Raw genomic sequence first — 22,624 nt, 5'->3', positions numbered from 1 at the left:
AGCGGCAGTTCAGACGCTGAAGCTCGAACCGCAACCGCAGGTGGTGGTGGCGTTCGGGTTCTTGATGACGAACTGTGCGCCCTCGAGGTCTTCCTTGTAGTCGATCTCGGCGCCCACCAGGTACTGGTAGCTCATGGCGTCAATCAGCAAGGACACGCCGTTCTTGGTCATCTGGGTGTCGTCTTCGTTCACGATTTCGTCGAAGGTGAAACCGTACTGGAAGCCGGAGCAGCCACCGCCCTGCACGAACACGCGCAGCTTCAGATCGGGGTTGCCTTCTTCGGCCACCAGTTCGGCCACCTTGGCAGCAGCGCTGTCGGTAAAGATCAGCGGTGCGGGCATTTCGGTCTGGATGTTCTCTGCCACGGCGCTCATGGTTGTCCTCTGCAATGGTGGTTGGGCTGAGTAGCCCAGAATCGGTGGAAATAGTAAAGCAAGGCGGTCGGGATTGACCGATCCCGATGCCTATGACGGCAATGCCAGTGGGGGCATTTCGGTACAAACCCGCCGGCATCGCCCATGAAAAAACCGCCCCAAGCGGACTTGCGGGCGGTTTTTTCGGGGCCGGAATCGGCAGTGATCAGCGCTTGCTGAACTGCTTGCGGCGGCGTGCAGAACGCAGACCGACCTTTTTCCGTTCCACTTCGCGGGCGTCACGGGTGACGTAACCGGCTTGCGACAGCTGCGACTTCAGACCTGCGTCGTAGTCGATCAGGGCGCGGGTGATGCCGTGGCGCACGGCGCCGGCCTGGCCGGATTCGCCACCACCGTGCACGTTGACCTGAATGTCAAACGTCTCGGCGTTGTCGGTCAGCAGCAGGGGCTGCTTGGCGATCATGATCGAGGTCTCGCGGCCGAAGTAGGCTTGGATGTCCTTGCCATTGACCGTGATCTTGCCGGTGCCCTTCTTCAGGAAGACACGGGCAACGCTGGACTTGCGACGGCCAGTGCCGTTGTTCCATTCACCAATCATCTCAAGGCTCCTTTAGATTTCCAGCACTTGCGGCTGTTGGGCGGTGTGCGGGTGCTCCGCGCCGCCGTAGACCTTGAGCTTCTTGATCATGGCGTAGCCCAGAGGACCCTTGGGCAGCATGCCCTTCACGGCCTTCTCGAGCGCGCGGCCGGGGTGCTTGGCCTGCATGTCACGGAAGTTGGTGGCGTAGATACCGCCCGGGTAGCCCGAGTGACGGTAATAGACCTTGTCGAGGGACTTGTTGCCCGTGACGCGGATCTTGGAGGCGTTGATGATGACGATGTAGTCACCGGTGTCGACGTGAGGCGTGTAAATGGCCTTGTGCTTGCCGCGCAGTCGGAGAGCCACTTCACTGGCAACTCGTCCGAGGACCTTGTCGGTCGCGTCAATCACAAACCACTCGTGCGTCACGTCAGCGGGCTTGGCGCTGAACGTTTTGGTCATGAGTTTTCTCTTTTACGAGGGTTTGGCGGCCCTTTTCCACGGTCGGTGGTCCTCTGACGGGACCCTCTTAGGTGGGGTGAATGCTTCGCCGCGGGGCCAGCAAAATTCGCTACGAAGCCCGCCATTGTACGAAATCGTGGCCCGGCCGGCAAATTCCGGCGCTACCATGCCCGGATGTTCAGTTACCGCCACGCCTTTCATGCCGGCAATCACGCCGATGTGCTCAAGCACATCACGCTGATGGCCACGCTGCGCCACCTCATGCTCAAAGAGACCGGCATCCACCTGATCGACACCCACGCCGGGGCCGGTCTGTACCGGCTGGACGGCGACTACGCCGAGAAGGGCGGCGAGGCGCAGGACGGCATCGTCAAGCTCATGGCCGCCATGCGCCCCACCGAAGGGCAGCCGGCCGAATCGACCCCGGCCATCGACGACTACCTTGACCTGGTGGCCGACTTCAACCCCTCGGGCTCGCTGCGCGTGTACCCCGGTTCGCCCTTCGTGATGCACCGCCTGATGCGCGAGGCCTCGCGCGACCGGCTCAAGCTGTTCGAACTGCACCCGACCGACGGCAAGACCTTGTCGGGCAACGTGGCCCAGCTTGAGGCTGGCCGCTCGATCACGGTGGCGCGCGAAGACGGCTTCGAAGGACTGCGCCCGATGCTGCCACCGCCCCCTGGCGCCGGCGGGTCGCGCCGCGCGCTGGTGCTGATCGACCCGAGCTACGAGATCAAGAGCGATTACCACCGCGTGAGCGCCTGCATTCAGGAGAGCATCAAGCGCTTTCCCACGGGCTGCTACCTGGTGTGGTACCCGGTGATTCCCCGACCCGAGGCGCATGACCTGCCCCGGCGCCTGCGCACCCTGAGCCAACAGGCCCAGCGCCCCTGGCTGCACGCCACCCTGGCCATTGGCCAGCGCCCGGACATGGAAATCAACGAGCGCCCCGGCCTGACCGCCAGCGGGATGTTCGTGATCAACCCGCCACACACCCTCAAGGCCACGCTGCAGGCCAGCCTGCCGTTGCTGCTGAAGGTGCTGGGTCGCGGGCGCGGGCAGGCCCAGTCGGTGGAATCGGGCGGCTGACGGGCGCAGCCGCAGCGGCTTCGTCAGGGCGCGGGCTCGCGCAACAACACCACAGCGGCCACCCCGCTGTTGAGCAAACCGAGCTGGGCCGCCGCCGCCCGGCTGAGGTCAATGAGGCGACCGCGAACGTGCGGCCCTCGGTCATTGATGCGCACCACCACTTCCTGCCCGGTGGACAGGTTGCGCACCCGCACCAAGCTGCCGATGGGCAGTGTGCGATGGGCTGCGGTCAGGGCCTTCGGATCAAAAGGCTGACCATCGGCCATTACCCGACCACGAAAACGCGCCCCGTACCAAGAAGCCAGCCCGCGGGCGATCTCCATGTCGTCGACTGGCTGCGCCTCGACCGCAACCTCCCCCATCGACTCCACTGCCGGCTCCGCCACGGCGGGGGCATTGAACCAGCACAGATTGGCAGCGAATGCCAGGGAGCAAAGTCGATGTCCAGCCACGGGATCTCAAGCCAGTTCAAGGCGTCCCACGATCTCTTGCGTGGCCGCGCTCTGGTTCATGGTGTAGAAGTGCAACCCCGGCACACCGGCGTTGCGCAACTGGTCACACAGGTCGGTGACCACGTCCAGGCCAAACGACTTGATGGAGGCGATGTCATCACCGAAGGCCTGCAGGCGCAGGCGGATCCAGCGTGGAATCTCGGCGCCACAGGCGTCAGAGAAGCGCATGAGCTGGGCCGAACTGGTGATGGGCATGATGCCTGGCACCACCGGGATGTCGGCGCCCAGGCGGTGCGCGTCGTCCACGAAGCGGAAGTAGGCGTCACTGTTGAAGAAGTATTGGGTGATGGCCGAATCGGCACCTGCGCGCACCTTGGCCACAAAGGCCTGCAGGTCGGCGTCGGGTGACTTGGCCTGCGGGTGCACCTCAGGGTAGGCCGCCACCTCCACGTGGAAGTCATGCCCCGTCTCGGCGCGGATGAAGGCCACCAGGTCGCTGGCGTACTGGAACTCACCGCCCAGGCCGTAGCCGCTGGGCAGGTCACCACGCAGGGCCACCAGGCGCCTAACACCCATGGCCTTCAGCTCGGCCAGTTGCTGGCGCACCGAGGCCTTGGTGGCGCCAATGCACGAGAAATGCGAGGCCGCGCTCACGCCCTCGGCCAGGATCTCGCGCACGGTGCTGAAAGTGCCTTCTTGCGTGGAGCCGCCTGCACCATAGGTGACGGAACAGAACTCGGGCTTGTGGGCATACAACGCTTGCCGCACGCCACGCAGGCGCTCAGCGCCTTCGGGCGTCTTGGGCGGAAAGAACTCGAAACTCAGTGGCAGACCCATGGCGGGTGCTCCTTGTGATCAGGCCGGTTCGCCACGGCGGGCGAACACAAAAAACTCGCGATTGCCGTCACCCCCGGTGATCGGGCTGTCGAAATAAGAGATCAAGACCAGGCCTTGCTGGGCACAGGCCTGATCGATGCGCTGGCGCACCAGGGCGTAACTGGCCTCGTTCTTCACCAGGCCACCCTTGCCGATGTGCTCGGGCTGCAGCTCGAACTGCGGCTTCACCAGCATGAGCAGGTGCCCGCCCGGGCGCAGCAGCGGCACGATGGCCGGCCACACCAGGGTCTGCGAGATGAAGGACAGGTCGCCCACCACCAGGTCGAACGGCGCCGCGGCGGCCTCGCCGCCCGCCTGCACCAGGGCATTCGCCGTCAGCTCGCGGGCGTTGCACTTCTCGATGCAGACCACGCGCGCATCGCCACGCAGCGTCGGGTGCAACTGCCCCTGGCCCACGTCCACCCCCACCACCTGCGCGGCGCCGCGCTGCAAGAGCACGTCGGTGAAACCGCCGCTGCTCTGCCCCACGTCGAGACAGCGCAGGCCAGCCACCTCAAGACCGCATTGCGCCAGGGCGCCGTCGAGCTTGAGCCCGCCACGCGAGACGAAACGCGACTCGGCGGTGTCCAGCAGCTCCAGCTCCACCGCCTCGCGCAGCTCTTCGCCGTTCTTGGCGATCGCTTTCCACGCCCCGCCAGGCAGGCGCCACCGCACCCCCGCGGCGATGAGCCGCTGGGCTTGCGAGCGTGAGGCGGCCAGGCCGCGTTCGACGAGGAGTTGGTCAGCGCGCATGGGGCTTCTCTGCCGTGCACCAAGCGGCGTAGCGAGCGGCCGTCAGCCGAGGCGCGGGGGGATCCGCAGACCGGAACGTAGCAGCGCTACGTGAGGATCTGCGGAGGGACCCGCAACGAAGGATCACGGCCGCGCAGTAGCCGCCCTGATTAGTAGCGGTACGTGTCAGGCTTGTAGGGGCCGTTCTTCGGCACACCGATGTACGCGGCCTGCTCGTCGCTCAGCTCGGTCAGCATCGCGCCCACCTTCTTCAGGTGCAGGCGGGCCACCTTTTCGTCCAGGTGCTTGGGCAGCACATAGACCTTGCCCACGTCGTAGCCCTCGGGGTGGCAGAACAGCTCGATCTGGGCGATGGTCTGGTTGGCGAAGCTGGACGACATCACGAAGCTGGGGTGGCCGGTGCCGCAGCCCAGGTTCACCAGACGGCCCTTGGCCAGCAGGATGATGCGCTTGCCGTCCGGGAAGATCACATGGTCCACCTGGGGCTTGACCTCTTCCCACTGGCACTTCTCTTCCAGCTTGGCGACCTGGATCTCGTTGTCGAAGTGGCCGATGTTGCAGACGATGGCCTGGTCCTTCATGGCGGCCATGTGCTCGTAGGTGATGACGTCGCGGTTGCCGGTGGTGGTGACGAAGATGTCAGCCTTGTCGGCGGCCCACTCCATGGTCACGACCTTGTAGCCTTCCATCGCGGCCTGCAGGGCGTTGATGGGGTCGATCTCGGTCACCCACACCTGGGCGCTCAGGGCGCGCAGCGCCTGGGCCGAGCCCTTGCCCACGTCGCCGTAGCCGCAGACCACGGCCACCTTGCCGGCGATCATCACGTCGGTGGCGCGCTTGATGCCGTCCACCAGCGACTCGCGGCAGCCGTACAGGTTGTCGAACTTGCTCTTGGTGACCGAGTCGTTCACGTTGATGGCGCGGAACATCAGCGTGCCCTTGGCCGACATTTCCTTGAGGCGGTGCACGCCGGTGGTGGTCTCTTCGGTCACGCCGATGATCTGGGCGCTCTTGCGGCTGTACCAGGTGCTGTCTTCGGCCAGCTTGGCCTTGATGGCGGCGAACAGAATGCGCTCTTCCTCGCTGCCGGGGTTGGCCAGCACGGACGGGTCTTTCTCGGCCTGCTTGCCCAGGTGCATCAGCAGGGTGGCGTCACCGCCGTCGTCCAGGATCATGTTGGGGCCTTCGCCCTCGGTGCCCTTGGCGCCGAAGTCGAAGATGCGGTGGGTGTAGTCCCAGTAGTCGACCAGGGTCTCGCCCTTCACGGCGAACACCGGCGTGCCGGCGGCAGCGATGGCGGCGGCGGCGTGGTCTTGGGTGGAGAAGATGTTGCAGGAGGCCCAGCGCACTTGCGCGCCCAGGGCTTGTAGGGTCTCGATCAGCACGGCCGTCTGGATGGTCATGTGCAGCGAGCCGGTGATGCGCGCGCCCTTCAGGGGCTGCTTGGCCGCGAACTCTTCGCGGATGGCCATCAGGCCGGGCATCTCGGTTTCGGCGATCTTGATCTCTTTGCGGCCCCAATCGGCCAGACCCATGTCGGCGATGATGCAGTCGGTGTTGACGGGGGTGTTCAGACGTGCGTTCATGTTGCGCTCCAAAGTGAATGAAGCCACGTCCCGGGATGAAGAAAAGCCCATCGCACGAGAGGTGGATGAGCGTCGTTGCCAGAATGTCCGAGCCTCACGCCCCGCGGTGACTGTGTGTCATGGGGGCGCTGCAACGCTCCTCGGATGGGGCCGCATTTTAGCCCAGGGGCGGCACCACTGGTGCAAGACCGCTGGTGAATACCCCCCTGTGCGACACTGCCGACCGCCCATGAACCCCACCCCTCTTGCCCACTGGCCACTGGCCGAGCGCGCGCGCATTCGCGGTGTGCTCACCGACATCGACGACACCCTCACCGAGCACGGCTCCATCGCGCCCGCCGCGCTGGACGCCCTGCACCGCCTGCGCGAAGCGGGCCTGCCGGTGCTGGCCGTGACCGGCCGCCCGGCGGGTTGGAGCGAACCCTTTGCGCTGAGCTGGCCGATGGGTGCCATCGTGGCCGAGAACGGCGCGGTGGCCCTGTGGCGCGGGCCAGATGGCTCGCTGCAACGCGACTACCTGCAAGACGCCGCCACCCGGGCGGCCAACTTCGCGCGCCTGCAGGCCACGGCGCAGCGCGTGCTGGCGGCCCTGCCCCACGCGCGCCTGGCCACCGACAGCGCCGGGCGCGAGACCGACATCGCCATCGACCACAGCGAGTTCGCCCACCTGAGCGAGGAGGACATCGCCCGCGTGGTGGCGCTGATGCGCGAAGACGGGCTGAACGCCACGGTGAGTTCGATCCACATCAACGGCTGGATCGGCGATCACGACAAGTTGGCCGGCGCGCGCTGGATCGTGCGCCACCGCCTGGGCCGCGACCTCGACACCGAACTCGATCAGTGGGTCTATGTGGGCGATTCCACCAACGACGCGCGCATGTTCGGCCACTTCGTGCACAGCGTGGGCGTGGCCAACATCGCCCGCTTCTGGGCGGCTCTTTCCCACCACCCGCGCTACGTCACACCGGGCGAGCGCGGCACCGGCTTCGCCCAACTGGCCGACGCGCTGCTGGCGGCCCGCCAAGACCGGGGCGCGGCATGAGCGAGCACCCGCTGCCACCACCGCGCCACCTGCCGGTGGCCACGCCCGCGCCCGCCCTGGCGCGGCGCGGGCTGCTGGCCATCTTCGGCTCCACGTTTTTTGAGCTGATGGGCTACTTCATGCTCGCGCCCTGGCTCATCCTGCGGCTGAACGCCGATGGCGTGTCCACCGCCATGGCGGGCGTGTTCGCCGCCACCGGCTGGGTGGGCATTTTTCTGATGACGCCGTTCGCCTCGGCCATCACGCGCACCCTGGGCCGACGGCCCACGCTGTGGCTGGCGGCCTTTCTGCCGGCGGTGGCCACGGCGGGCTTTGCGCTCACCTCGTCGCTGGCGGTGTGGTTCGCGCTGCAACTGGCCGCCGGCATGGCTTCGGGCCTGCGCTGGGTGCTGGCCGAGGCGGTGGTGGCCGAGTTCTCGCCGCCGCACCAGCGCGGGCGCAGCGTGGGCCTGTTTGAAACCATGGTGGGCGCCACCTTCGTGCTGGGCCCCATGGTGCTGACCTGGGTGGGCCCGCAAAGCGCGGCGGCGCTGGGCGTGGCCCTGGCCTTCATGTTGGTGGGCCTGGCCTGGAGCCTGCTGATTCCACCGCTTCCCCCGGCGGCCGACGCGCACCAGGCCCGTGTGGGCCTGAGCGGGGTGTGGCTGGCGCTGCGCGCGCACCCGCTGATCATGGCGGTGGGCTTCGTGGGCGGCTTTTTTGAGAGCGGCCTCACTGCCATCCTGCCGCTCTACGGCCTGGCCCTGGGCCTGGGCGTGGCGGCGGCCACCTTGCTGGTGTCGGCCAGCGGCCTGGGCAGCGCGCTGATGATGCTGCCCGCCGGTGTGCTGGCCGACCGCATGGCCCATCACCCCAGCGGGCGCTGGGGAGACGAGCGCGCCGCCAGGCTCACCTTGATGCGCCTGTGCGCCATGGTCACGCTGGCGGCCACGGTGCTCATTCCCCTGGTGGCCGGCACGCCCTGGCTGGCCGCGCCGATCGCGTTTCTGTGGGGCGGGGCGGGCGGCTGCCTCTACACCCTGGCCATGATCGACATCGGCTCGCGCGAGGAAGGCGTGACCCTGGTCAACAGCACCGCCGTGCTCGTGCTCTCGTACACCCTGGGCGGGGTGCTGGCGCCCTCGCTGGGCGCCGCGGCCCTGCAGTGGGCGCCCGTGCTGGGCTTTCCGGTGCTGCTGATCGGCGTGGCCGGCCTGGGGGTGTGGCTGTTGCGCCGGGGTTGAGCAAGCTCAGGCGTGGCGGCCGTCGATCAGGCGGTCGGCCAGGCCACCGCCCAGCCACATGCCGCCCAGCGTGAGCCAGGCGGTCACGGCGAAGATGGCGCCACCCGTCATGCCCGCGCCCACGGCACAGCCGCCGGCCAGCATCGAGCCAAATCCCATGAGCACCGCGCCCGTCACGTAGCGCGGCAGGCTGTAGCCGGGGCCGAAGGTCTCCACCTTGAACTCGCGGCCCAGCGCCGCGCCCAGCATCGAGCCCAGGAACACGCCGGGCATCAGGCCCAGGCCAAAGGTCCAGGGCTTGCCGGGTTCGCTGAGCACGCGCATGAGCCACTCGGCCGAGGGGCCGCTGAAGGTGAGGCCCTGGATCTGCACCGGCTCGAAGGAATGCGACATCACCTGGTAGGTGGCGAACCAGGCCAGCGCCACCATCACGCCAGTGCCGATGCCACCGGCCCACTTCCAGAAGCCCCAGCCGCTGTGGTGCGCGAAAAACACCGCCACTACCAGCCAGAGCGCGCCAAAGGCCAGCCCGTCCCACGGCCCCACGCCGAACAGGGCCAGCAGGCTGCGCGATGGCCCGCCCTCCACCACCCACCAACCCGAAATAGCCTCGCGCAGCGGCGCCAGCACGCCGCCCAGCGCGGCCTGCGCCACCACCGCGAACACCAGGCCCGAGAGCAGCGCGCGCAAATTGCCCTGCGCCGACAAGACCAGCAAGCGGCTGGCGCAGCCGCGCGTGAGCACCATGCCCACACCGAAGACCAGGCCCCCCACCAGCGCGCCGGAGAGGCTGCCGCGGGCCGAGAGCTGGCGCGCGGTGCTCACGTCCAGCCCGCCCGCCACCACCAGTGCCTGCACCAGCACCACCGCGCTGGAGAAGGCCAGCAGCCACACGGCCAGCTTGTCGGCGAAGCGCCCGTGCCAGAACTCGATCACCGCCCCACGCAGGCAGAAGCGCGAGCGCTGCGCAAAGAAGCCGAAGCCCAGGCCCACCAGCAAGCCCGCCACGGCCAACACGCCGGGTTCACCCCAGCGCTCAATCCAGCCCGTCCAGTCCATGGGATCTCCAAATATCAGTTAGTGCTGATATTCTGGCATTCGCAGGCCATCAGGCTTGATCCAGCGCAATTGGGCCCAAGATGGCGGCCAAGCCGCTTTGCAGAAAGGACTCCCCCATGCCCATCCCCTGGCTGACCGCCCTGAAGGTGATCCCCTGGGGCGACGTGATCGAGCACGCGCCCAAGGTGCTGAATGCCGCGCGCAAGCTGATGGACCGCCAGCCCGCGCCCAAGGCGCCGGTGCAACCCTCGCCCCCGATGGACCCCGCCGCCGAGCCGCCCAGCATGGGCGAGCTGCGCAACCGCCTGATCGAAGCCCGCCAGCTCATCGACCAACAAACCGCGCTGCAACAGCAACTGGCGCAGACCGTGACCGACCTGGCCGAGCAGAACGCCCGGCTGGTGGACGCGGTGGACAAGCTGCGCGTGCGCACGCGCCTGATGCTGGGCGCCACCGTGGCCCTGGCGCTGAGTACGTTGTGGCTGTGGCTGCGCTGATCAGCCTCGCTCGCTGCTGAGCGAGGCGTCGCAACCGATGCCCGCCGCGATCCAGCGCCGCGCCAGCCGGCGCAGCAGCGGCGCGGCCCAGGCCCAGCGCGGGCCCAGCACACCGGCGGCGTCGGTGATGGCGCCGCAGCGGTAGAGGCCCTGGGCCTCGTCCCAGCGCAGGGCATCACACGCCCCGTGGGCTTTGCGTGAAATCACCCGCCCCAGCGGGCAGGGCTCGGCCAGGCAGCACACCCCGCAACCGTTGCACGGCGCCCCGAAGGCCGGCTGGCGCGGGGCGTCGGGGTGGATGTGGATGACCTGCTCACGCATGGCCGCGCCAGCAGCTCATCGACTCAGCACAGGCCCCAGCACCCGCCCGGTGTGCGTGCCCAGCTTCACCACCTCTTCGGGTGTGGTGGCGGCCACGATGCGGCCGCCGCCCGTGCCGCCTTCGGGGCCGAGGTCGAGGATCCAGTCGGCTTCGGCCATGACGTCGAGGTCGTGCTCGATCACCACCACGCTGTGGCCGCCGTCCACCAGGCGGTGCAGCACGCGGATGAGTTTCTCCACGTCGGCCATGTGCAGGCCCACGGTGGGCTCGTCGAGCACGTAGAGGGTGTGCGGGGCTTTCTGGCCGCGCCGTCCCACCTCGTCGCGCACCTTGCTGAGTTCGGTGACAAGCTTGATGCGCTGGGCCTCGCCGCCGCTGAGGGTGGGGCTAGGCTGGCCCAGGGTGAGGTAGCCCAGGCCCACGTCTTTGAGCAGTTGCAGCGGGTGGGCGATGGCGGGCATGGAGGCGAAGAATTCCACCGCCTCGTCCACCGCCATCTGCAGCACCTCGCCGATGTTTTTGCCTTTCCAGGTGACGGCCAGGGTTTCGGGGTTGAAGCGCGCGCCGTGGCAGGTTTCGCAGGGCACCTTCACGTCGGGCAGGAAGCTCATTTCGATGGTGCGCATGCCCTGGCCTTCGCAGGCGGGGCAGCGGCCGTCGCCGGTGTTGAAGCTGAAGCGCCCGGGGGCGTAGCCGCGGGCCTTGGCCTCCAGCGTGTCGGCAAAGAGCTTGCGCACCGTGTCCCAGAAGCCGATGTAGGTGGCCGGGCAGGAGCGCGGGGTTTTGCCAATGGGGGTCTGGTCCACCTCCAGCACGCGGTCCACCGGTTCGGTGCCCAGCAGCTTGGTGCAGCCGCCCCAGGCCGGGCGCTCGCCGGCGTCCCAGGCGGCGCGGCCGGCCGCGGTGCTGCGCGCGGCCACGGCGGCGGCGGCGTTGGCCAGCAGCACGTCGCGCGCCAGGGTGGACTTGCCCGAGCCGCTCACGCCGGTGACGACCACCAGGCGCTGCAGCGGCACGCGCGCGTCCACCTTCTGCAGGTTGTGCAGGGCCGCGCCCACCACCTCGATGGCAGGGCCTTGCGGGTCCACCGGGCGGCGCGGCTGCAGCGGGTGCTTCATGGCGTGCAGCAGGTAGCGGCCGGTCACCGAGTCTTCGGCGGCAGAGAGGTCGGCCACCGTGCCTTGCGCGACCACGCGGCCACCGCGCTTGCCGGCGCTGGGGCCGATGTCGATGAGGTGGTCGGCGCGGCGGATGGTGTCTTCGTCGTGCTCCACCACCACCAGGGTGTTGCCCTGCTGGCCCAGCTTGTGCAGCGCATCGAGCAGGATCTGGTTGTCGCGCGCGTGCAGGCCGATGGTGGGCTCGTCCAGCACGTAGCACACGCCCTGCAGGTGGCTGCCGAGTTGCGCGGCCAGGCGGATGCGCTGCGACTCGCCACCGCTGAGGGTGGGTGCGCCACGGTCGAGCGTGAGGTAGCTCAGGCCCACTTCTTCCAGGAAGGCCAGGCGGCTCTCAATTTCGGGCAGCAGGTCGCGGGCGATGTCGGCCTCGCGGGTGGACAAGCCACCGTCGGCCATCATGGCCCGCACCTTTTGCCGCACCTCGCTCACTGAGAGGCGCGCGATGTCGGTGATGGACACGCCGCCGAAGCGCACGGCGCGGGCCTGGGCGTTCAGGCGGGTGCCGGCGCAGGTGGGGCAGGCCTCGTCGGTGAGGCCTTCCACCTCGGGCTCGGCGAAGCTCTGTTCGCGGCCGCGGTCTTTGTCGTCTTGCACCGAATCGTCCAGTGCCTTGCGTTGCTCGCGCGAGAGCTTCACGCCGGTGCCCACGCAGTCGGGGCACCAGCCGTGTTTGCTGTTGTAGGAGAACAGGCGCGGGTCAAGTTCGGGGTAGCTGGTGCTGCACACCGGGCAGGCGCGGGTGGTGGAGAACACCTCCACGTGGCCGATGTCGCGCGTGCTGCGGCCTTGCTCAATGGCCTCTTTCAGGCCGTCCAGCGGGGCGAGCAGGTGCACCAGGCCCTTGCCCAGTTCCAGCGCCTTGGCGAGGGCCTGGCGCAGGGTGGTTTCGTCGGCCGCGTTCACGCGGAAATCGGCCACGGGCAATTCAATGGTGTGCTCTTTGAAGCGGTCGATGCGCGGGAAGCCGGTGGTGGGCAGGAACTCGCCGTCCACGCGCAGGTGGGTGTGGCCACGCGGGCGGGCCCAGTCGGCCAGCTCGGTGTACACGCCCTTGCGGTTGATGACCAGCGGCGCCAGCAGGCCCACGTGGCGGCCGGCGTATTTGCGCAGGATGGTGGCGGCGATGCTGTCGGGGCTTTGCGGCATGACGGCGGCGCCGTCGTGCACGCAGTGCTGGGTGCCCAGCTTCACGTAGAGCAGGCGCAAAAAGTGCCACACCTCGGTGGTGGTGCCCACGGTGGACTTGCGCCCGCCGCGCGAGAGGCGCTGCTCGATGGCCACGGTAGGCGGAATGCCATAGACCGCGTCCACCTCGGGCCGGCCAGCGGGCTGCACGATGCTGCGCGCGTAGGCGTTGAGCGATTCGAGGTAACGGCGCTGGCCTTCGTTGAACAGGATGTCGAAGGCCAGGGTGCTCTTGCCCGAGCCGCTGACGCCGGTGATCACGTTGAACTGGCCGCGCGGAATGTCCACGCTGAGGTTCTTGAGGTTGTGCTCCTTGGCGTTGACGATGCGAATCGCCTCGGGCGGGCGGTGCGCCACGCGTGGCGCGGCGGCGGGCACGGGCTCGTTGAGGGCATAGACGCGGTCCATGGCCAGGGCGTAGTCGCGCAAGGCCTTGGCGGTGTGGCTGCGCGGGTGCTCGCGCACTTGCTCGGGCGGGCCTTCGGCCACCACCTCGCCGCCGCCGTCGCCGCCCTCGGGGCCCATGTCGATGAGCCAGTCGGCGGCGCGGATCACGTCCAGGTTGTGCTCGATCACCACCAGCGAGTGGCCGGCGTCCAGCAGCTTGCGCAGGCTGCGCATGAGCTTGGCGATGTCGTCGAAGTGCAGGCCGGTGGTGGGCTCATCGAACAGGAACAGCGTGCCCTTGCGCGAGAGCGGCTGGCGGCTGGCGCTGGCCGATTTGGCGGCCTCGGCCAGGAAGCCGGCGAGCTTCAGGCGCTGCGCCTCGCCGCCCGAGAGGGTGGGCACGGGCTGGCCGAGCTTCACGTATTCGAGGCCCACGTCGACGATGGGTTGCAGGGCGCGAATCACCTCGCGGTCGGCTTTGAAAAGATCGGCGGCCTCGCTCACGGTGAGGTCAAGCACATCGGCCACGTTCAGGTGGCGGCCACCGCGCTCGATGCTCACCTCCAGGATTTCGGGGCGGTATCGCTTGCCGTCGCAGTCGGGGCAGCGCAGGTACACGTCGCTCAGGAACTGCATCTCCACGTGCTCGAAGCCCGAGCCGCCGCAGGTGGGGCAGCGGCCGTCGCCGCTGTTGAAGCTGAACTTGGCCGGGGTGTAGGCGCGCTGGCGGGCCAGGGGCGCGTCAGCGAACAGCGAGCGGATGGCGTCCCACGCGCCCACGTAGCTCACCGGGTTGGAGCGCGCCGTCTTGCCGATGGGCGACTGGTCAACGAAGACCACGTCGGCCAGTTGCTCGGCGCCCAGCAGGCGGTCGTGCAGGCCGGGCGATTCGGTGGCCTGGCCGAAGTGGCGCATGAGCGCGGGGGCCAGCACGTCTTGAATCAGGCTGGACTTGCCCGAGCCGCTCACGCCGGTGACCACCACCAGGCGCTGCAGCGGAATGTCCACCGACACGTTTTTCAGGTTGTGCTGGCGCGCGCCCTCCAGCACGAGGCGGGGCGTGTTGTCGCTCACCATGCGCTTGAAGCCCATGCCGATGGTCTTGCGCGCGCCCAGGTAGGCGCCGGTGAGGGTGTCGGCCGCGCGAATCTGCTCGGGCGTGCCGTCAAACACGATCTGCCCGCCGCGCTCACCGGGGCCGGGGCCCATGTCGATCAGGCGGTCAGCGGCCAGCATCACGGCCGGGTCGTGCTCGACCACCACCAGGGTGTTGCCGGCGTCGCGCAGGCGCAGCATGGCGTCGTTGATGCGGGCCATGTCGCGCGGGTGCAGGCCGATGCTGGGCTCGTCCAGCACGAACAGGGTGTTCACCAGCGAGGTACCCAGCGCGGTGGTGAGGTTGATGCGCTGCACCTCGCCGCCCGAGAGGGTGCGGCTTTGGCGGTCGAGCGTGAGGTAGCCGATGCCCACCTCGCACAGGTAGCGCACGCGGGTGTTGATCTCATCGAGCAGCAGCTTGAGCGCCTGGGCCTGCCCGCTGCTGGCGGTTGTGCCGGCCGGCACCAGCGTGTCGGCCAGTGAGTGGAAGAAGCGCCGCAGCTTGTCCAGCGGCATGAGCATCAGGTCGTGCAGGCACAGGCCGGGCAGCGCCTCCAGTTGCGCGCGATTCCATTGCACGCCTTGCGGCAGGTAGCGCTGCGCGGGCGGCAGCACGGCGTCGGCCTGGGCCTTGGTGCCAATGCGCCAGAGCAGGCTGTGGTGCTTGAGGCGCGCGCCCCGGCACACCGGGCATTCGGTGTAGCTGCGGTACTTGGACAAGAGCACGCGGATGTGCATCTTGTAGGCCTTGCTTTCCAGGTACTCGAAGAAGCGGTCCACGCCGTACCACTGCTGGTTCCACTTGCCGTTCCACTGCGGCGAGCCGTGCAACACCCAGTGCTGCTGCTCGGGCGTGAGCTTGGCCCAAGGCGTGTCGCGCGGGATGCCGGCGGCCTCGGCGTGGCGCATCAGGTCGTCCTGGCACTCTTTCCAGGCCGGCGTCTGGAACACCTTGATGGCGCCGTTGCGCAGGGTGAGCTTGTCGTTGGGGATGACCAGGCCGTAGTCCACCCCGATCACGCGCCCGAAGCCGCGGCAACTGTCGCAGGCGCCCACGGCCGAGTTGAACGAGAACATCGAGGGCGAGGGGTCGGTGTAGCGGATGTCGCTCTCGGGGCAGTGCAGGCCGGTGCTGAAACGCCAGATGTCAGGTTCCGCGTCGTCTCTCAGCGCGTACACCATGAGCTTGCCGCCGCCGCGCTTGAGGCCGGTCTCGATGGCTTCCATCACGCGGGCCGGCTCGGCGTTGGCCAGGCGGAAGCGGTCGGCCACCACGTCGAGCAGCTTCACTGCCTCGATCACCGGCTTGGCCTTCTTGCCCTTGGCGGGCGTCTCTTCTTTCACCTCGCGCTGCACGGTGCGCTCGGCCTGCACGCGGGTGTAGCCGCTGGCCGAGAGCCATTGCTCGATTTCCTCGGGCGTGGTGCTGGCCGGCAGTTCCACCGGGAAGGTGACCACCAGGCGCGGGTCACCGCTTTCGCTGGCGCGGCGCTGCAGCTCGGCCAGGATGGTCTCGGGCGAGTCGTGGCGCACGGGCAGCGCGGTCTCGCGGTCGAACAACTCGGCCCCGCGCGCGAACAGCAGCTTGAGGTGGTCGTTCAGCTCGGTCATGGTGCCCACGGTGGAGCGCGACGAGCGAACCGGGTTGGTCTGGTCGATGGCGATGGCCGGGGGCACGCCCTCCACCCGGTCCACGGCCGGTTTGTCCATGCGGTCGAGGAACTGGCGGGCGTAGGCGCTGAAGGTTTCCACGTAGCGCCGCTGGCCTTCGGCGAACAGGGTGTCGAACACCAGGCTGGATTTGCCCGAGCCGCTGGGCCCGGTCACCACCGTGAGCTCGCCGGTGCGGATGTCCAGGTCGAGGTTCTTGAGGTTGTGCTGGCGCGCGCCGCGAATGCGGATCAGGCCCTCGCCGCTGTCTTGCCCCTGAGGCTCGGAAAGGGATTCGTCGGTCGGGCGCAGATCGTCGGACATGCAGGGCTCCAGATGGGAAGCCGAACATTCTAGGGAGGCCGCAAAACGGCGTCGCCTGTCACACAAAGCCCCAGCGCCACGCCCGGCGAGGCTTGACGGACCGAGTGCCATGGCCCAGCGGGCGTCGCCATTCGCCTGCCCTGGGCTCGGAAGGGGAACGCAGCGGTTTTCGGCCAACCGGGCACGGCGGTTGCACCCGCTGGCCTCGCCTGGCCCGGCCGTGCTGCCTCTTGTTCAACCCACACGCCCAGACTCACATGACCCCTGCAGCCTCCTACGCGATTGCCTCTGGCGCCTCCACACGCACCCTTTTGATGCGCAGCCCATCGGTCCCGCCCGCTTATGCGTACGGCCCCAGCCTGAGCGAACGCACCAAAACGCTGCTGCTGGGCGAGCCGCCCCCGCGCAGTACCTGCTGGCGTCGGCCATTGCACCGGCGGCGTTGAGCGCCTGCGGGGTGGAGCTGGGTCGCCCCATGGCCGAGCTGTCGGCCGCACGGCGGCAGGCGGCCGACCAGGCCAGCGCCCTGGACAGCGACGACCTGCTGGCGCTGTTCGATGCGGTGAACACACCCGACACCCTGACCATGATCAACGCCGCCCTGGCCCTGGATCGCTATGGCATTTCTGGCCTCCTCAATACCCTTCGCCCACTCGCGCATGCCTGCTGCAGTGCCATCGACAAGCACGCCAACGCCCACCTGGTGGTGCAAGGCAGTGGCGCGGACATGAGCGCCTTCAGCGAACAAGCCCTGCCCGCGCGCCAGGTCTGGCTGCCGCTGGGCACGCAACTGCGGGTGACGGGGCAGTGGCCCACCATTACGGAAGAAGGCCTGCCCGCCCGCTTCATTGCCCGAGCCCATGAAGGCGAAGGCAGCTGGTACATCAACGAAGGGCTCTGGCCCACCATGGCGCCGCGCACCTCTGGCGAGGTCAACGACACCACCCCCATTGGCCCCGAGCACGGCGTGCAATCGCGCGCCATCGGCGAGGGCCGCTTTCAGGACGTGGTCATCAGCCCTTACGACGTGCGCCCGAACAAGTACCTGTTCACCGTGGACGCGCGCGGCATCAACATCGTGCTGGAGCGCACGGCCACGGCCAACCCGCGCGGCATGGTGCTGCACAGCAACCTCAGCGCCCGCGCCCTGGCCGCCGGCGAAGTGTGGTTCCTGAGCGAGGACACGGTGCAGATCAACAACGGCTCGGTGCGATTCGGCGTGCGAACCCCCGAGCAATGGGACGCGGTGGCCCGCCTGTGGCAGGCCCTGGGTTACCGCGTGCGGCAGGTGGGCTTCAAGCGGCGCTTCGGGCCTGAGGAGACGCTGGACATCAAGGTGTTGCCGCCCCCCGACGAACTGTGAGGCAGGCGCCCGCAGCGCTTACTTCACCACCATCACCGGCACCGGCGAGTAGGTGAGCACCTTTTGCGCCACGCTGCCCAGCACCAGGGCCTTCACGCCCTGGCGGCCATGCGAGGCCATCACGATCAGGTCGCAGCCCTCGGCCTTGGCGGTTTCCAGAATGCCCTCGTACACCACGTTGCGCTCAATGGTGTCGCCCGCGAAGGCCACGCCCTGCGCCTGGCAGGCAGCCTTGATGGCCTCCAGGGCCGTGCCGGCGGCGCGCTGGGCCTCGGCCAGGTAAGCCTGCAGGCCCACGGCGGAGGCCTCGCCGATGCCGATGTAGGGGAAGGGGTCGATCACGTACACGCCCACCACCTCGGCACCATGGGTCTTGGCCAGATCGGCGGCCACGCCAGCGGCGCGCAGGGCCAGTTCGGAGCCATCGGTGGGAACCAGAATTTTCTTGAACATGGGGTACCTCCTGTGTCGAATGCTAGGCGGGTTGCGTGCAATCGGGTTTGAGACAAGTCAATCCGGGCCGGCGGGCCGGACAGCCACCGCACAGTACTTGAGTTCGGCAATCTTGCCCAGCGGATCGAGCGCTGGGTTGGTGAGCAGGTTGGCCGCCGCCTCGGCGTAGGCAAAGGGAATGAAGGCCGTGTTCGCCGGCATGCCCTCGTCCACCCGCACCGGCAGGCACACCTCGCCCCGGCGCGAGCGCACGCAAGCCTGCGCGCCCGCCACCAGGCCCAGCCGCGCGGCGGTGGCCGGGTGCAGGCTGAGCACCGGGCCGGGCTCCAGCGCGTCCAGCGTGACGCTGCGCCGCGTCATGCTGCCGGTGTGCCAGTGCTCCAGTTGCCGGCCGGTGATGAGCACCAGCGGGTACTCGGCATCGGGCTGCTCGGCCGGCGGGCGCAGCGCCACGGGCACCAGGCGGGCCCGCCCATCGGGCGTGGGAAAGCCATCGGTGAACACCACCGCGTGGCCCGGGTCGGTCTCGTCGGCCACCGGGTAGGTCACGGCGCCTTCGCGCCACAGGCGGGCCCATGACAGCCCCCGGATGCTGGGCATGAGGGCGCGCATTTCCTCGTACACCGCGCCAATGCCCTGCGTGGCGTCGGTGCTGGCGCTGCCGTCGGGCGCCACGCCATAGGCCCAGGGCAGGCCCAGGCGGCGGGCCAGCTGCTCGGTGATCCAGGCGTCGGCGCGGGCCTCGCCTGGCGCGGGCACGGCGCGGCGGCCGAGCTGCACGCAGCGGTCGGTGTTGGTGACGCTGCCGGTCTTCTCGGGCCAGGCGGTGGCGGGCAGCACCACGTCGGCCAGGGCGGCGGTTTCGGTGAGGAAGATGTCTTGCACCACCAGGTGGTCGAGCCGGGCCAGGGCCTCGCGGGCGTGGGCCGCGTCGGGGTCGCTCATGGCCGGGTTCTCGCCCTGGATGAGCATGGCGCGCACGCGCCCCGCCTGCGCCGCCTGCATGATTTCCACCACCGTCAGGCCGGGCTCGGCGCCCAGGCTGCCGGCGGGCAGGCCCCACAGCGCCTCGGCGCGCTGGCGGGCAGCCGCGTCGTCCACGCGCTGGTAGTCGGGCAAGACCATGGGAATCAGGCCGGCGTCGCTGGCGCCTTGCACGTTGTTCTGGCCGCGCAGCGGGTGCAGGCCGGTGCCAGGGCGGCCGATCTGGCCGGTGACCAGGGCCAGGGCGATCAGGCAGCGCGCGTTGTCGGTGCCGTGGGTGTGCTGGCTCACGCCCATGCCCCACAGAATCATGGCCGCCTTGGCCTGGGCGTAGGCGCGCGCCACCTCGCGAATGGTGGCCGGCGCGATGCCGCACACCGGCGCCATGGCCTCGGGCGAGAAGTCGGCGGCGTGGTCACGAATGGCCTCGAAGTCGCGCGTGTGGGCCGCGATGTAGGCCGGGTCGGTCAGGCCCTCTTGCACGATCACGTGCAGCATGGCGTTGAGCAAGGCCACGTCGGTGCCGGGCTGAAAACCCAGGTGGCGCCAGGCGTGGCGGGCCAGCTCGGTGCGGCGCGGGTCGGCCAGCACCAGCTTCGTGCCCTGGCGCACGGCGTTCTTGATCCAGCTCGCGCCCACGGGGTGGTTTTGCGCCGGGTTGGCGCCGATCAGCAGCACGAAGTCGGCGTGCGCCACGTCGCGCAGCGGGTTGCTCACCACCGCAGAGCCCAGGCCTTCCATCAGCGCGGCCACGCTGGAGGCGTGGCACAGGCGGGTGCAGTGGTCCACGTTGTGGGTGGCGAAGGCGCTGCGGATGAGCTTCTGGAACAGGTAGGCCTCTTCGTTGGTGCCCTTGGCCGAGCCGAAGCCGGCCACCGGGCTGGCCCGGCCCTGGCCGGGGTAGGCATCGCGCGCGCGGCGCAGGCCAGCGGCGGCGGCGTCGAGCGCCTCGTCCCAGCTGGCCTCGCGGAACAGCTCGCGCCAGTCGCGGTGCTGCACGGCCAGCGGGTCTTTGGGCGCATCGGCGCGGCGGATCAGCGGGCGGGTGAGGCGCTCGGGGCTGTGGGCGTAGTCAAAGCCGAAGCGGCCCTTCACGCACAGGCGCGAGTCGTTGGCCGGGCCGGCGATGCCCTCCACGTGCTGGATGCGGCCCTCGCTCACGTGGTAGCGCAACTGGCAGCCCACGCCACAGAAGGGGCAGACCGAGTCCACCTGCTCGGTGGCGGGCTGGGCAAAGGCCCCATTGGCCGGGGCGATGGCGCCGGTGGGGCAGGCCTGCACGCACTCGCCGCAGGCCACGCAGGTGCTCTGGCCCATGGGGTCGGCCTGGTCGAACACGATCTGCGCGTGCCCACCGCGAAAGGCCAGGCCCAGCACGTCGTTGCCCTGCACGTCGCGGCAGGCGCGGACACAGCGGGTGCACTGGATGCAGGCGTCCAGGTTCACGGCCATGGCCGGGTGCGAAAGGTCTTGCCCAGCGGCGGGCCGGCCGGGGAAACGCCCCGCCCTGGCGCCGGCCACGCCGGCCCAATGGGCCAGCTCGCTGTCGTGTTTGCGCATGGAGGTGTCGGGCGCGTCGGCCAGCAACAGCTCCAGCACGGTGCGCCGCGTCGACGTGGCGCGATCGCTGGCGGTGTGCACCACCATGCCGGGCTGCGGTGCGCGGCAGCACGAAGGGGCCAGCACGCGCTCGCCCTGGATCTCGACCACGCAGGCGCGGCAGTTGCCGGGGCTGCCCAGGCGTTCCTGGTGGCACAGGTGCGGCAGGACCACGCCCACGCGCTGGGCCACTTGCAGCAGGGTCTCGCCGGGGCGCGCTTCCTGGGGCTGGCCGTCCAGCGTGAAGGCGATGGGCGCGGCGTCGGGGGGCAGGTCGTGCGGCTTCATGCGGCACCTCCTTCGGTCACTTCATGGGGAAAGAAACGCAGCACCGAGTCCACCGGGTTGGGCGCGGCCTGGCCCAGGCCGCAGATGCTGGCGTCGCGCATCACCTGCGACAGTTCGCCCAGCAAGGGCGCGTCCCACACTGGGGCCTGCAAGAGCTGCACCGCGCGGGCGGAGCCGGCGCGGCAGGGCGTGCATTGGCCGCACGATTCGTGCTCGAAAAAGCGCATCAGGTTGAGCGCCGCGTCTCGCGCGCGGTCGTGCTGGCTGAGCACCACCACCGCCATCGAGCCCACGAAGCAGCCGTGCTCGGCCAGGGTGTCGAAGTCCAGCGGCACGTCGGCCAGCGAGGCCGGCAAGATGCCGCCCGAGGCCCCACCGGGCAGGTAGGCGTAGAGCGTGTGCCCCTCACACAGGCCGCCGGCGTGTTCCTGCACCAGCTCGTTGAGCGTGATGCCGGCCGGCGCCAGGTACACGCCGGGCCGGCGCACGCGGCCCGACACCGAGAAGCGCCGCAGGCCGCTGCGCCCGCGCCGGCCCTGCACGGCCAGCCAGGCGCCGCCGCGCGCCAGGACCACGGGCACCCACCACAGCGATTCCAGGTTGTGCGCCAGCGTGGGCTGGCCGAACACGCCGTGCAGGGCCACGATGGGCGGCTTCAGGCGCGGCAGGCCGCGCTTGCCCTCAATCGACTCGATCAGCGCCGACTCTTCGCCGCAGATGTAGGCGCCCGCGCCCCGGCGCAGTTCGATGGCGGGCGGCTGGAAGGCCGGAAATGCCTGCTGCAGCTCGGCCAGCGCCTCGCGCGCCATGCCCAAGGCCTGCGCCAGGTGCTGGCGGGCGTCGTGGTACTCGTCGCGCAGGTAGAGCCACACGCACTCAGCGCCCACCACCTGCGCGGCGATCAGCGCGCCTTCGAGCATTTGCAGCGCGCCGGCCTGCGGGTCGGTGAGCACGGCCCAGTCTTTGAAGGTGCCCACCTCGCCTTCGTCGATGTTCACCACCAGGTGACGCGGGCCGGGCTGGGCGCGCACCGTCTCCCACTTGCGCCAGGCCGGAAAGCCGGCGCCGCCCAGGCCGCGCAAGGCCGATGCCTTCAGCTCGGCCAGCACCGCGTCGGCGCTCAGCTCGCCTGAGAGCAGGCGGCGCAACTGCGCCATGTCGCGCGGAACGGGCGCGGGCAGCGGGCGCGGGCCGGTCTCGCCACGGGCCAGCAGCCCCAGCACCGACTCGGCGCTGGCCTGCGGCACCTGGCGCTGGCCCACGCTGGCGGCTGGCGCCGCGTGGCACAGGCCCATGCAGGGCGCGGCCTCCACCCGGGCTTGCGTGCCCAGCTGGCCCTGCAGATCGGCCAGCAGCGACTCGCCGCCCGCCATGGCGCACGACAGGCTGGTACACACGCGCACCACGGTGGCGGGCAGCTCGGCCTGGTCGTCCACCACGGTGAAGTGGTGGTAGAAGCTGGCCACCTCGAACACCTCCACCTGGCTCAGGCGCAGGCGCTCGGCCAGAGCCGCGAGGTGGCCGTGGCGCAGCACGCCCTCGGCGTCGTTGAGGCGGTGCAGGTGCTCGATGAGCAGGTCGCGCCGCTCGGGCAAATCCGCGCACAAGGCCTGCACGCGATCGCGCGCCTGGGGCGTGACCTGCCGGCCTTTGGGCGTGGCGCGTGGGCGGCGCGGGGCAGGCTCGGCGCGCAAGGGAATGGTGCGGCAGGCAATGGGGTCCATGCGGTCTCCGGGGTCTGGTGGCTGGCGCGCAGGCTAGCACCGGCACGGTGGGCAAATATGATCTGGTTTGCC

The 22,624-nt window shown here is 69.4% G+C and carries 18 protein-coding genes and 1 riboswitch; of the genes, 5 read left to right on the top strand and 13 right to left on the bottom strand.

All coding sequences use genetic code 11. From position 1 onward, the window contains the following. Positions 1 to 9: 9 nt before the first annotated feature. The 3 genes from erpA to rplM form a co-directional block, all read right to left on the bottom strand. A complete protein-coding gene (gene erpA, locus ACE3RQ_RS13255) occupies positions 10 to 375 on the bottom strand; it encodes an iron-sulfur cluster insertion protein ErpA (protein WP_374522500.1) in 366 nt (121 codons plus the stop codon). 205 nt (positions 376 to 580) lie between these two features. Further along, entirely contained in the window at positions 581 to 973 is a 393-nt protein-coding gene (gene rpsI / locus ACE3RQ_RS13250) for a 30S ribosomal protein S9 (protein ID WP_374522499.1), read from the bottom strand. Between the two features lie 12 nt (positions 974 to 985). Further along, positions 986 to 1,417 carry a 50S ribosomal protein L13 gene (gene rplM / locus ACE3RQ_RS13245; protein ID WP_374522498.1) on the bottom strand — a complete coding sequence of 144 codons (432 nt, stop codon included), beginning with the start codon at positions 1,415 to 1,417 and terminating at the stop codon, positions 986 to 988. 174 nt (positions 1,418 to 1,591) lie between these two features. On the opposite strand from rplM, the gene ACE3RQ_RS13240 reads away from it, so the two are divergent. Continuing rightward, positions 1,592 to 2,506: a 23S rRNA (adenine(2030)-N(6))-methyltransferase RlmJ gene (locus ACE3RQ_RS13240; RefSeq protein WP_374522496.1), complete on the top strand. Its 915-nt coding sequence runs from the start codon at positions 1,592 to 1,594 to the stop codon at positions 2,504 to 2,506. A 23-nt stretch (positions 2,507 to 2,529) separates the two neighbouring features. On the opposite strand, the gene ACE3RQ_RS13235 is transcribed toward ACE3RQ_RS13240, so the two are convergent. The 4 genes from ACE3RQ_RS13235 to ahcY form a co-directional block, all read right to left on the bottom strand. Further along, complete coding sequence (locus ACE3RQ_RS13235; RefSeq protein ID WP_374522495.1) at positions 2,530 to 2,958, bottom strand: septal ring lytic transglycosylase RlpA family protein; 429 nt, start codon at positions 2,956 to 2,958, stop codon at positions 2,530 to 2,532. A gap of 6 nt (positions 2,959 to 2,964) precedes the next feature. Beyond that, positions 2,965 to 3,795: a methylenetetrahydrofolate reductase [NAD(P)H] gene (gene metF / locus ACE3RQ_RS13230; protein ID WP_374522494.1), complete on the bottom strand. Its 831-nt coding sequence runs from the start codon at positions 3,793 to 3,795 to the stop codon at positions 2,965 to 2,967. Between the two features lie 18 nt (positions 3,796 to 3,813). Continuing rightward, positions 3,814 to 4,587 carry a TlyA family RNA methyltransferase gene (locus ACE3RQ_RS13225; protein WP_374522493.1) on the bottom strand — a complete coding sequence of 258 codons (774 nt, stop codon included), beginning with the start codon at positions 4,585 to 4,587 and terminating at the stop codon, positions 3,814 to 3,816. Positions 4,588 to 4,736: 149 nt separating this feature from the next. Further along, a complete protein-coding gene (gene ahcY, locus ACE3RQ_RS13220) occupies positions 4,737 to 6,173 on the bottom strand; it encodes an adenosylhomocysteinase (protein WP_374522492.1) in 1,437 nt (478 codons plus the stop codon). Positions 6,174 to 6,233: 60 nt separating this feature from the next. Then, positions 6,234 to 6,321, bottom strand: a riboswitch (S-adenosyl-L-homocysteine riboswitch). Between the two features lie 81 nt (positions 6,322 to 6,402). On the opposite strand from ahcY, the gene ACE3RQ_RS13215 reads away from it, so the two are divergent. Both ACE3RQ_RS13215 and ACE3RQ_RS13210 read left to right on the top strand, forming a co-directional pair. Beyond that, the gene (locus ACE3RQ_RS13215; protein ID WP_374522491.1) at positions 6,403 to 7,215 is read left to right on the top strand and encodes an HAD-IIB family hydrolase; all 813 of its coding nucleotides are present in this window, start codon (positions 6,403 to 6,405) and stop codon (positions 7,213 to 7,215) included. Continuing rightward, positions 7,212 to 8,438 (top strand): MFS transporter, encoded by a 1,227-nt coding sequence (locus tag ACE3RQ_RS13210; protein WP_374522490.1) that lies wholly within the window; start codon positions 7,212 to 7,214, stop codon positions 8,436 to 8,438. The genes ACE3RQ_RS13215 and ACE3RQ_RS13210 overlap by 4 nt, the downstream gene beginning before the upstream one ends. Positions 8,439 to 8,444: 6 nt before the next feature. Here the strand turns inward: ACE3RQ_RS13210 and ACE3RQ_RS13205 are convergent, their stop codons facing one another. Beyond that, positions 8,445 to 9,497 (bottom strand): YeeE/YedE family protein, encoded by a 1,053-nt coding sequence (locus ACE3RQ_RS13205; protein WP_374522489.1) that lies wholly within the window; start codon positions 9,495 to 9,497, stop codon positions 8,445 to 8,447. 116 nt (positions 9,498 to 9,613) lie between these two features. On the opposite strand from ACE3RQ_RS13205, the gene ACE3RQ_RS13200 reads away from it, so the two are divergent. Then, the gene (locus ACE3RQ_RS13200) at positions 9,614 to 9,994 is read left to right on the top strand and encodes a hypothetical protein (protein ID WP_374522488.1); all 381 of its coding nucleotides are present in this window, start codon (positions 9,614 to 9,616) and stop codon (positions 9,992 to 9,994) included. Here ACE3RQ_RS13200 and ACE3RQ_RS13195 read toward each other — a convergent pair whose 3' ends face one another. Together ACE3RQ_RS13195 and uvrA are read right to left on the bottom strand one after the other, a co-directional pair. Further along, complete coding sequence (locus ACE3RQ_RS13195; RefSeq protein WP_374522487.1) at positions 9,995 to 10,315, bottom strand: hypothetical protein; 321 nt, start codon at positions 10,313 to 10,315, stop codon at positions 9,995 to 9,997. It abuts the gene before it with no gap. 15 nt (positions 10,316 to 10,330) lie between these two features. After that, entirely contained in the window at positions 10,331 to 16,141 is a 5,811-nt protein-coding gene (gene uvrA / locus ACE3RQ_RS13190) for an excinuclease ABC subunit UvrA (RefSeq protein WP_374522486.1), read from the bottom strand. A gap of 475 nt (positions 16,142 to 16,616) precedes the next feature. Between uvrA and ACE3RQ_RS13185 the strand changes: the two genes are divergently transcribed. Next, entirely contained in the window at positions 16,617 to 17,504 is an 888-nt protein-coding gene (locus ACE3RQ_RS13185; RefSeq protein ID WP_374522485.1) for a hypothetical protein, read from the top strand. Positions 17,505 to 17,522: 18 nt separating this feature from the next. On the opposite strand, the gene ACE3RQ_RS13180 is transcribed toward ACE3RQ_RS13185, so the two are convergent. The 3 genes from ACE3RQ_RS13180 to ACE3RQ_RS13170 are packed head-to-tail and all read right to left on the bottom strand — an operon-like array spanning position 17,523 to position 22,552. Next, positions 17,523 to 17,957, bottom strand: coding sequence for a universal stress protein (locus tag ACE3RQ_RS13180; RefSeq protein ID WP_374522484.1), 435 nt, complete (start codon positions 17,955 to 17,957; stop codon positions 17,523 to 17,525). A 57-nt stretch (positions 17,958 to 18,014) separates the two neighbouring features. Continuing rightward, positions 18,015 to 20,828, bottom strand: a complete 2,814-nt coding sequence (fdhF, locus tag ACE3RQ_RS13175) for a formate dehydrogenase subunit alpha (RefSeq protein WP_374522483.1) — start codon at positions 20,826 to 20,828, stop codon at positions 18,015 to 18,017. Continuing rightward, positions 20,825 to 22,552, bottom strand: coding sequence for an NADH-ubiquinone oxidoreductase-F iron-sulfur binding region domain-containing protein (locus tag ACE3RQ_RS13170; protein ID WP_374522482.1), 1,728 nt, complete (start codon positions 22,550 to 22,552; stop codon positions 20,825 to 20,827). Before ACE3RQ_RS13170 ends, fdhF begins: the two co-directional genes overlap by 4 nt. Between the last annotated feature and the right edge of the window lie 72 nt (positions 22,553 to 22,624).

It is taken from the genome of Hydrogenophaga sp. (assembly GCF_041913525.1).
Classification (GTDB): domain Bacteria; phylum Pseudomonadota; class Gammaproteobacteria; order Burkholderiales; family Burkholderiaceae_C; genus Hydrogenophaga.
The sequence above is the reverse complement of the archived record's forward strand: the minus strand, read 5'-3'. Positions and strand labels throughout refer to the sequence as shown.

Excerpts from the sequence above, each read along its gene's own strand:
- metF (WP_374522494.1), bottom strand. The coding sequence starts at position 3,795 with ATGGGTCTGCCACTGAGTTTCGAGTTCTTTCCGCCCAAGACGCCCGAA.
- ACE3RQ_RS13225 (WP_374522493.1), bottom strand. The coding sequence starts at position 4,587 with ATGCGCGCTGACCAACTCCTCGTCGAACGCGGCCTGGCCGCCTCACGC.
- ACE3RQ_RS13185 (WP_374522485.1), top strand. The coding sequence starts at position 16,617 with ATGGCCGAGCTGTCGGCCGCACGGCGGCAGGCGGCCGACCAGGCCAGC.
- ACE3RQ_RS13215 (WP_374522491.1), top strand. The coding sequence starts at position 6,403 with ATGAACCCCACCCCTCTTGCCCACTGGCCACTGGCCGAGCGCGCGCGC.
- rpsI (WP_374522499.1), bottom strand. The coding sequence starts at position 973 with ATGATTGGTGAATGGAACAACGGCACTGGCCGTCGCAAGTCCAGCGTT.
- fdhF (WP_374522483.1), bottom strand. The coding sequence starts at position 20,828 with ATGAAGCCGCACGACCTGCCCCCCGACGCCGCGCCCATCGCCTTCACG.
- ACE3RQ_RS13170 (WP_374522482.1), bottom strand. The coding sequence starts at position 22,552 with ATGGACCCCATTGCCTGCCGCACCATTCCCTTGCGCGCCGAGCCTGCC.
- rplM (WP_374522498.1), bottom strand. The coding sequence starts at position 1,417 with ATGACCAAAACGTTCAGCGCCAAGCCCGCTGACGTGACGCACGAGTGG.
- ACE3RQ_RS13240 (WP_374522496.1), top strand. The coding sequence starts at position 1,592 with ATGTTCAGTTACCGCCACGCCTTTCATGCCGGCAATCACGCCGATGTG.
- ACE3RQ_RS13180 (WP_374522484.1), bottom strand. The coding sequence starts at position 17,957 with ATGTTCAAGAAAATTCTGGTTCCCACCGATGGCTCCGAACTGGCCCTG.
- ACE3RQ_RS13210 (WP_374522490.1), top strand. The coding sequence starts at position 7,212 with ATGAGCGAGCACCCGCTGCCACCACCGCGCCACCTGCCGGTGGCCACG.
- uvrA (WP_374522486.1), bottom strand. The coding sequence starts at position 16,141 with ATGTCCGACGATCTGCGCCCGACCGACGAATCCCTTTCCGAGCCTCAG.
- ACE3RQ_RS13205 (WP_374522489.1), bottom strand. The coding sequence starts at position 9,497 with ATGGACTGGACGGGCTGGATTGAGCGCTGGGGTGAACCCGGCGTGTTG.
- ACE3RQ_RS13200 (WP_374522488.1), top strand. The coding sequence starts at position 9,614 with ATGCCCATCCCCTGGCTGACCGCCCTGAAGGTGATCCCCTGGGGCGAC.
- ahcY (WP_374522492.1), bottom strand. The coding sequence starts at position 6,173 with ATGAACGCACGTCTGAACACCCCCGTCAACACCGACTGCATCATCGCC.
- erpA (WP_374522500.1), bottom strand. The coding sequence starts at position 375 with ATGAGCGCCGTGGCAGAGAACATCCAGACCGAAATGCCCGCACCGCTG.
- ACE3RQ_RS13195 (WP_374522487.1), bottom strand. The coding sequence starts at position 10,315 with ATGCGTGAGCAGGTCATCCACATCCACCCCGACGCCCCGCGCCAGCCG.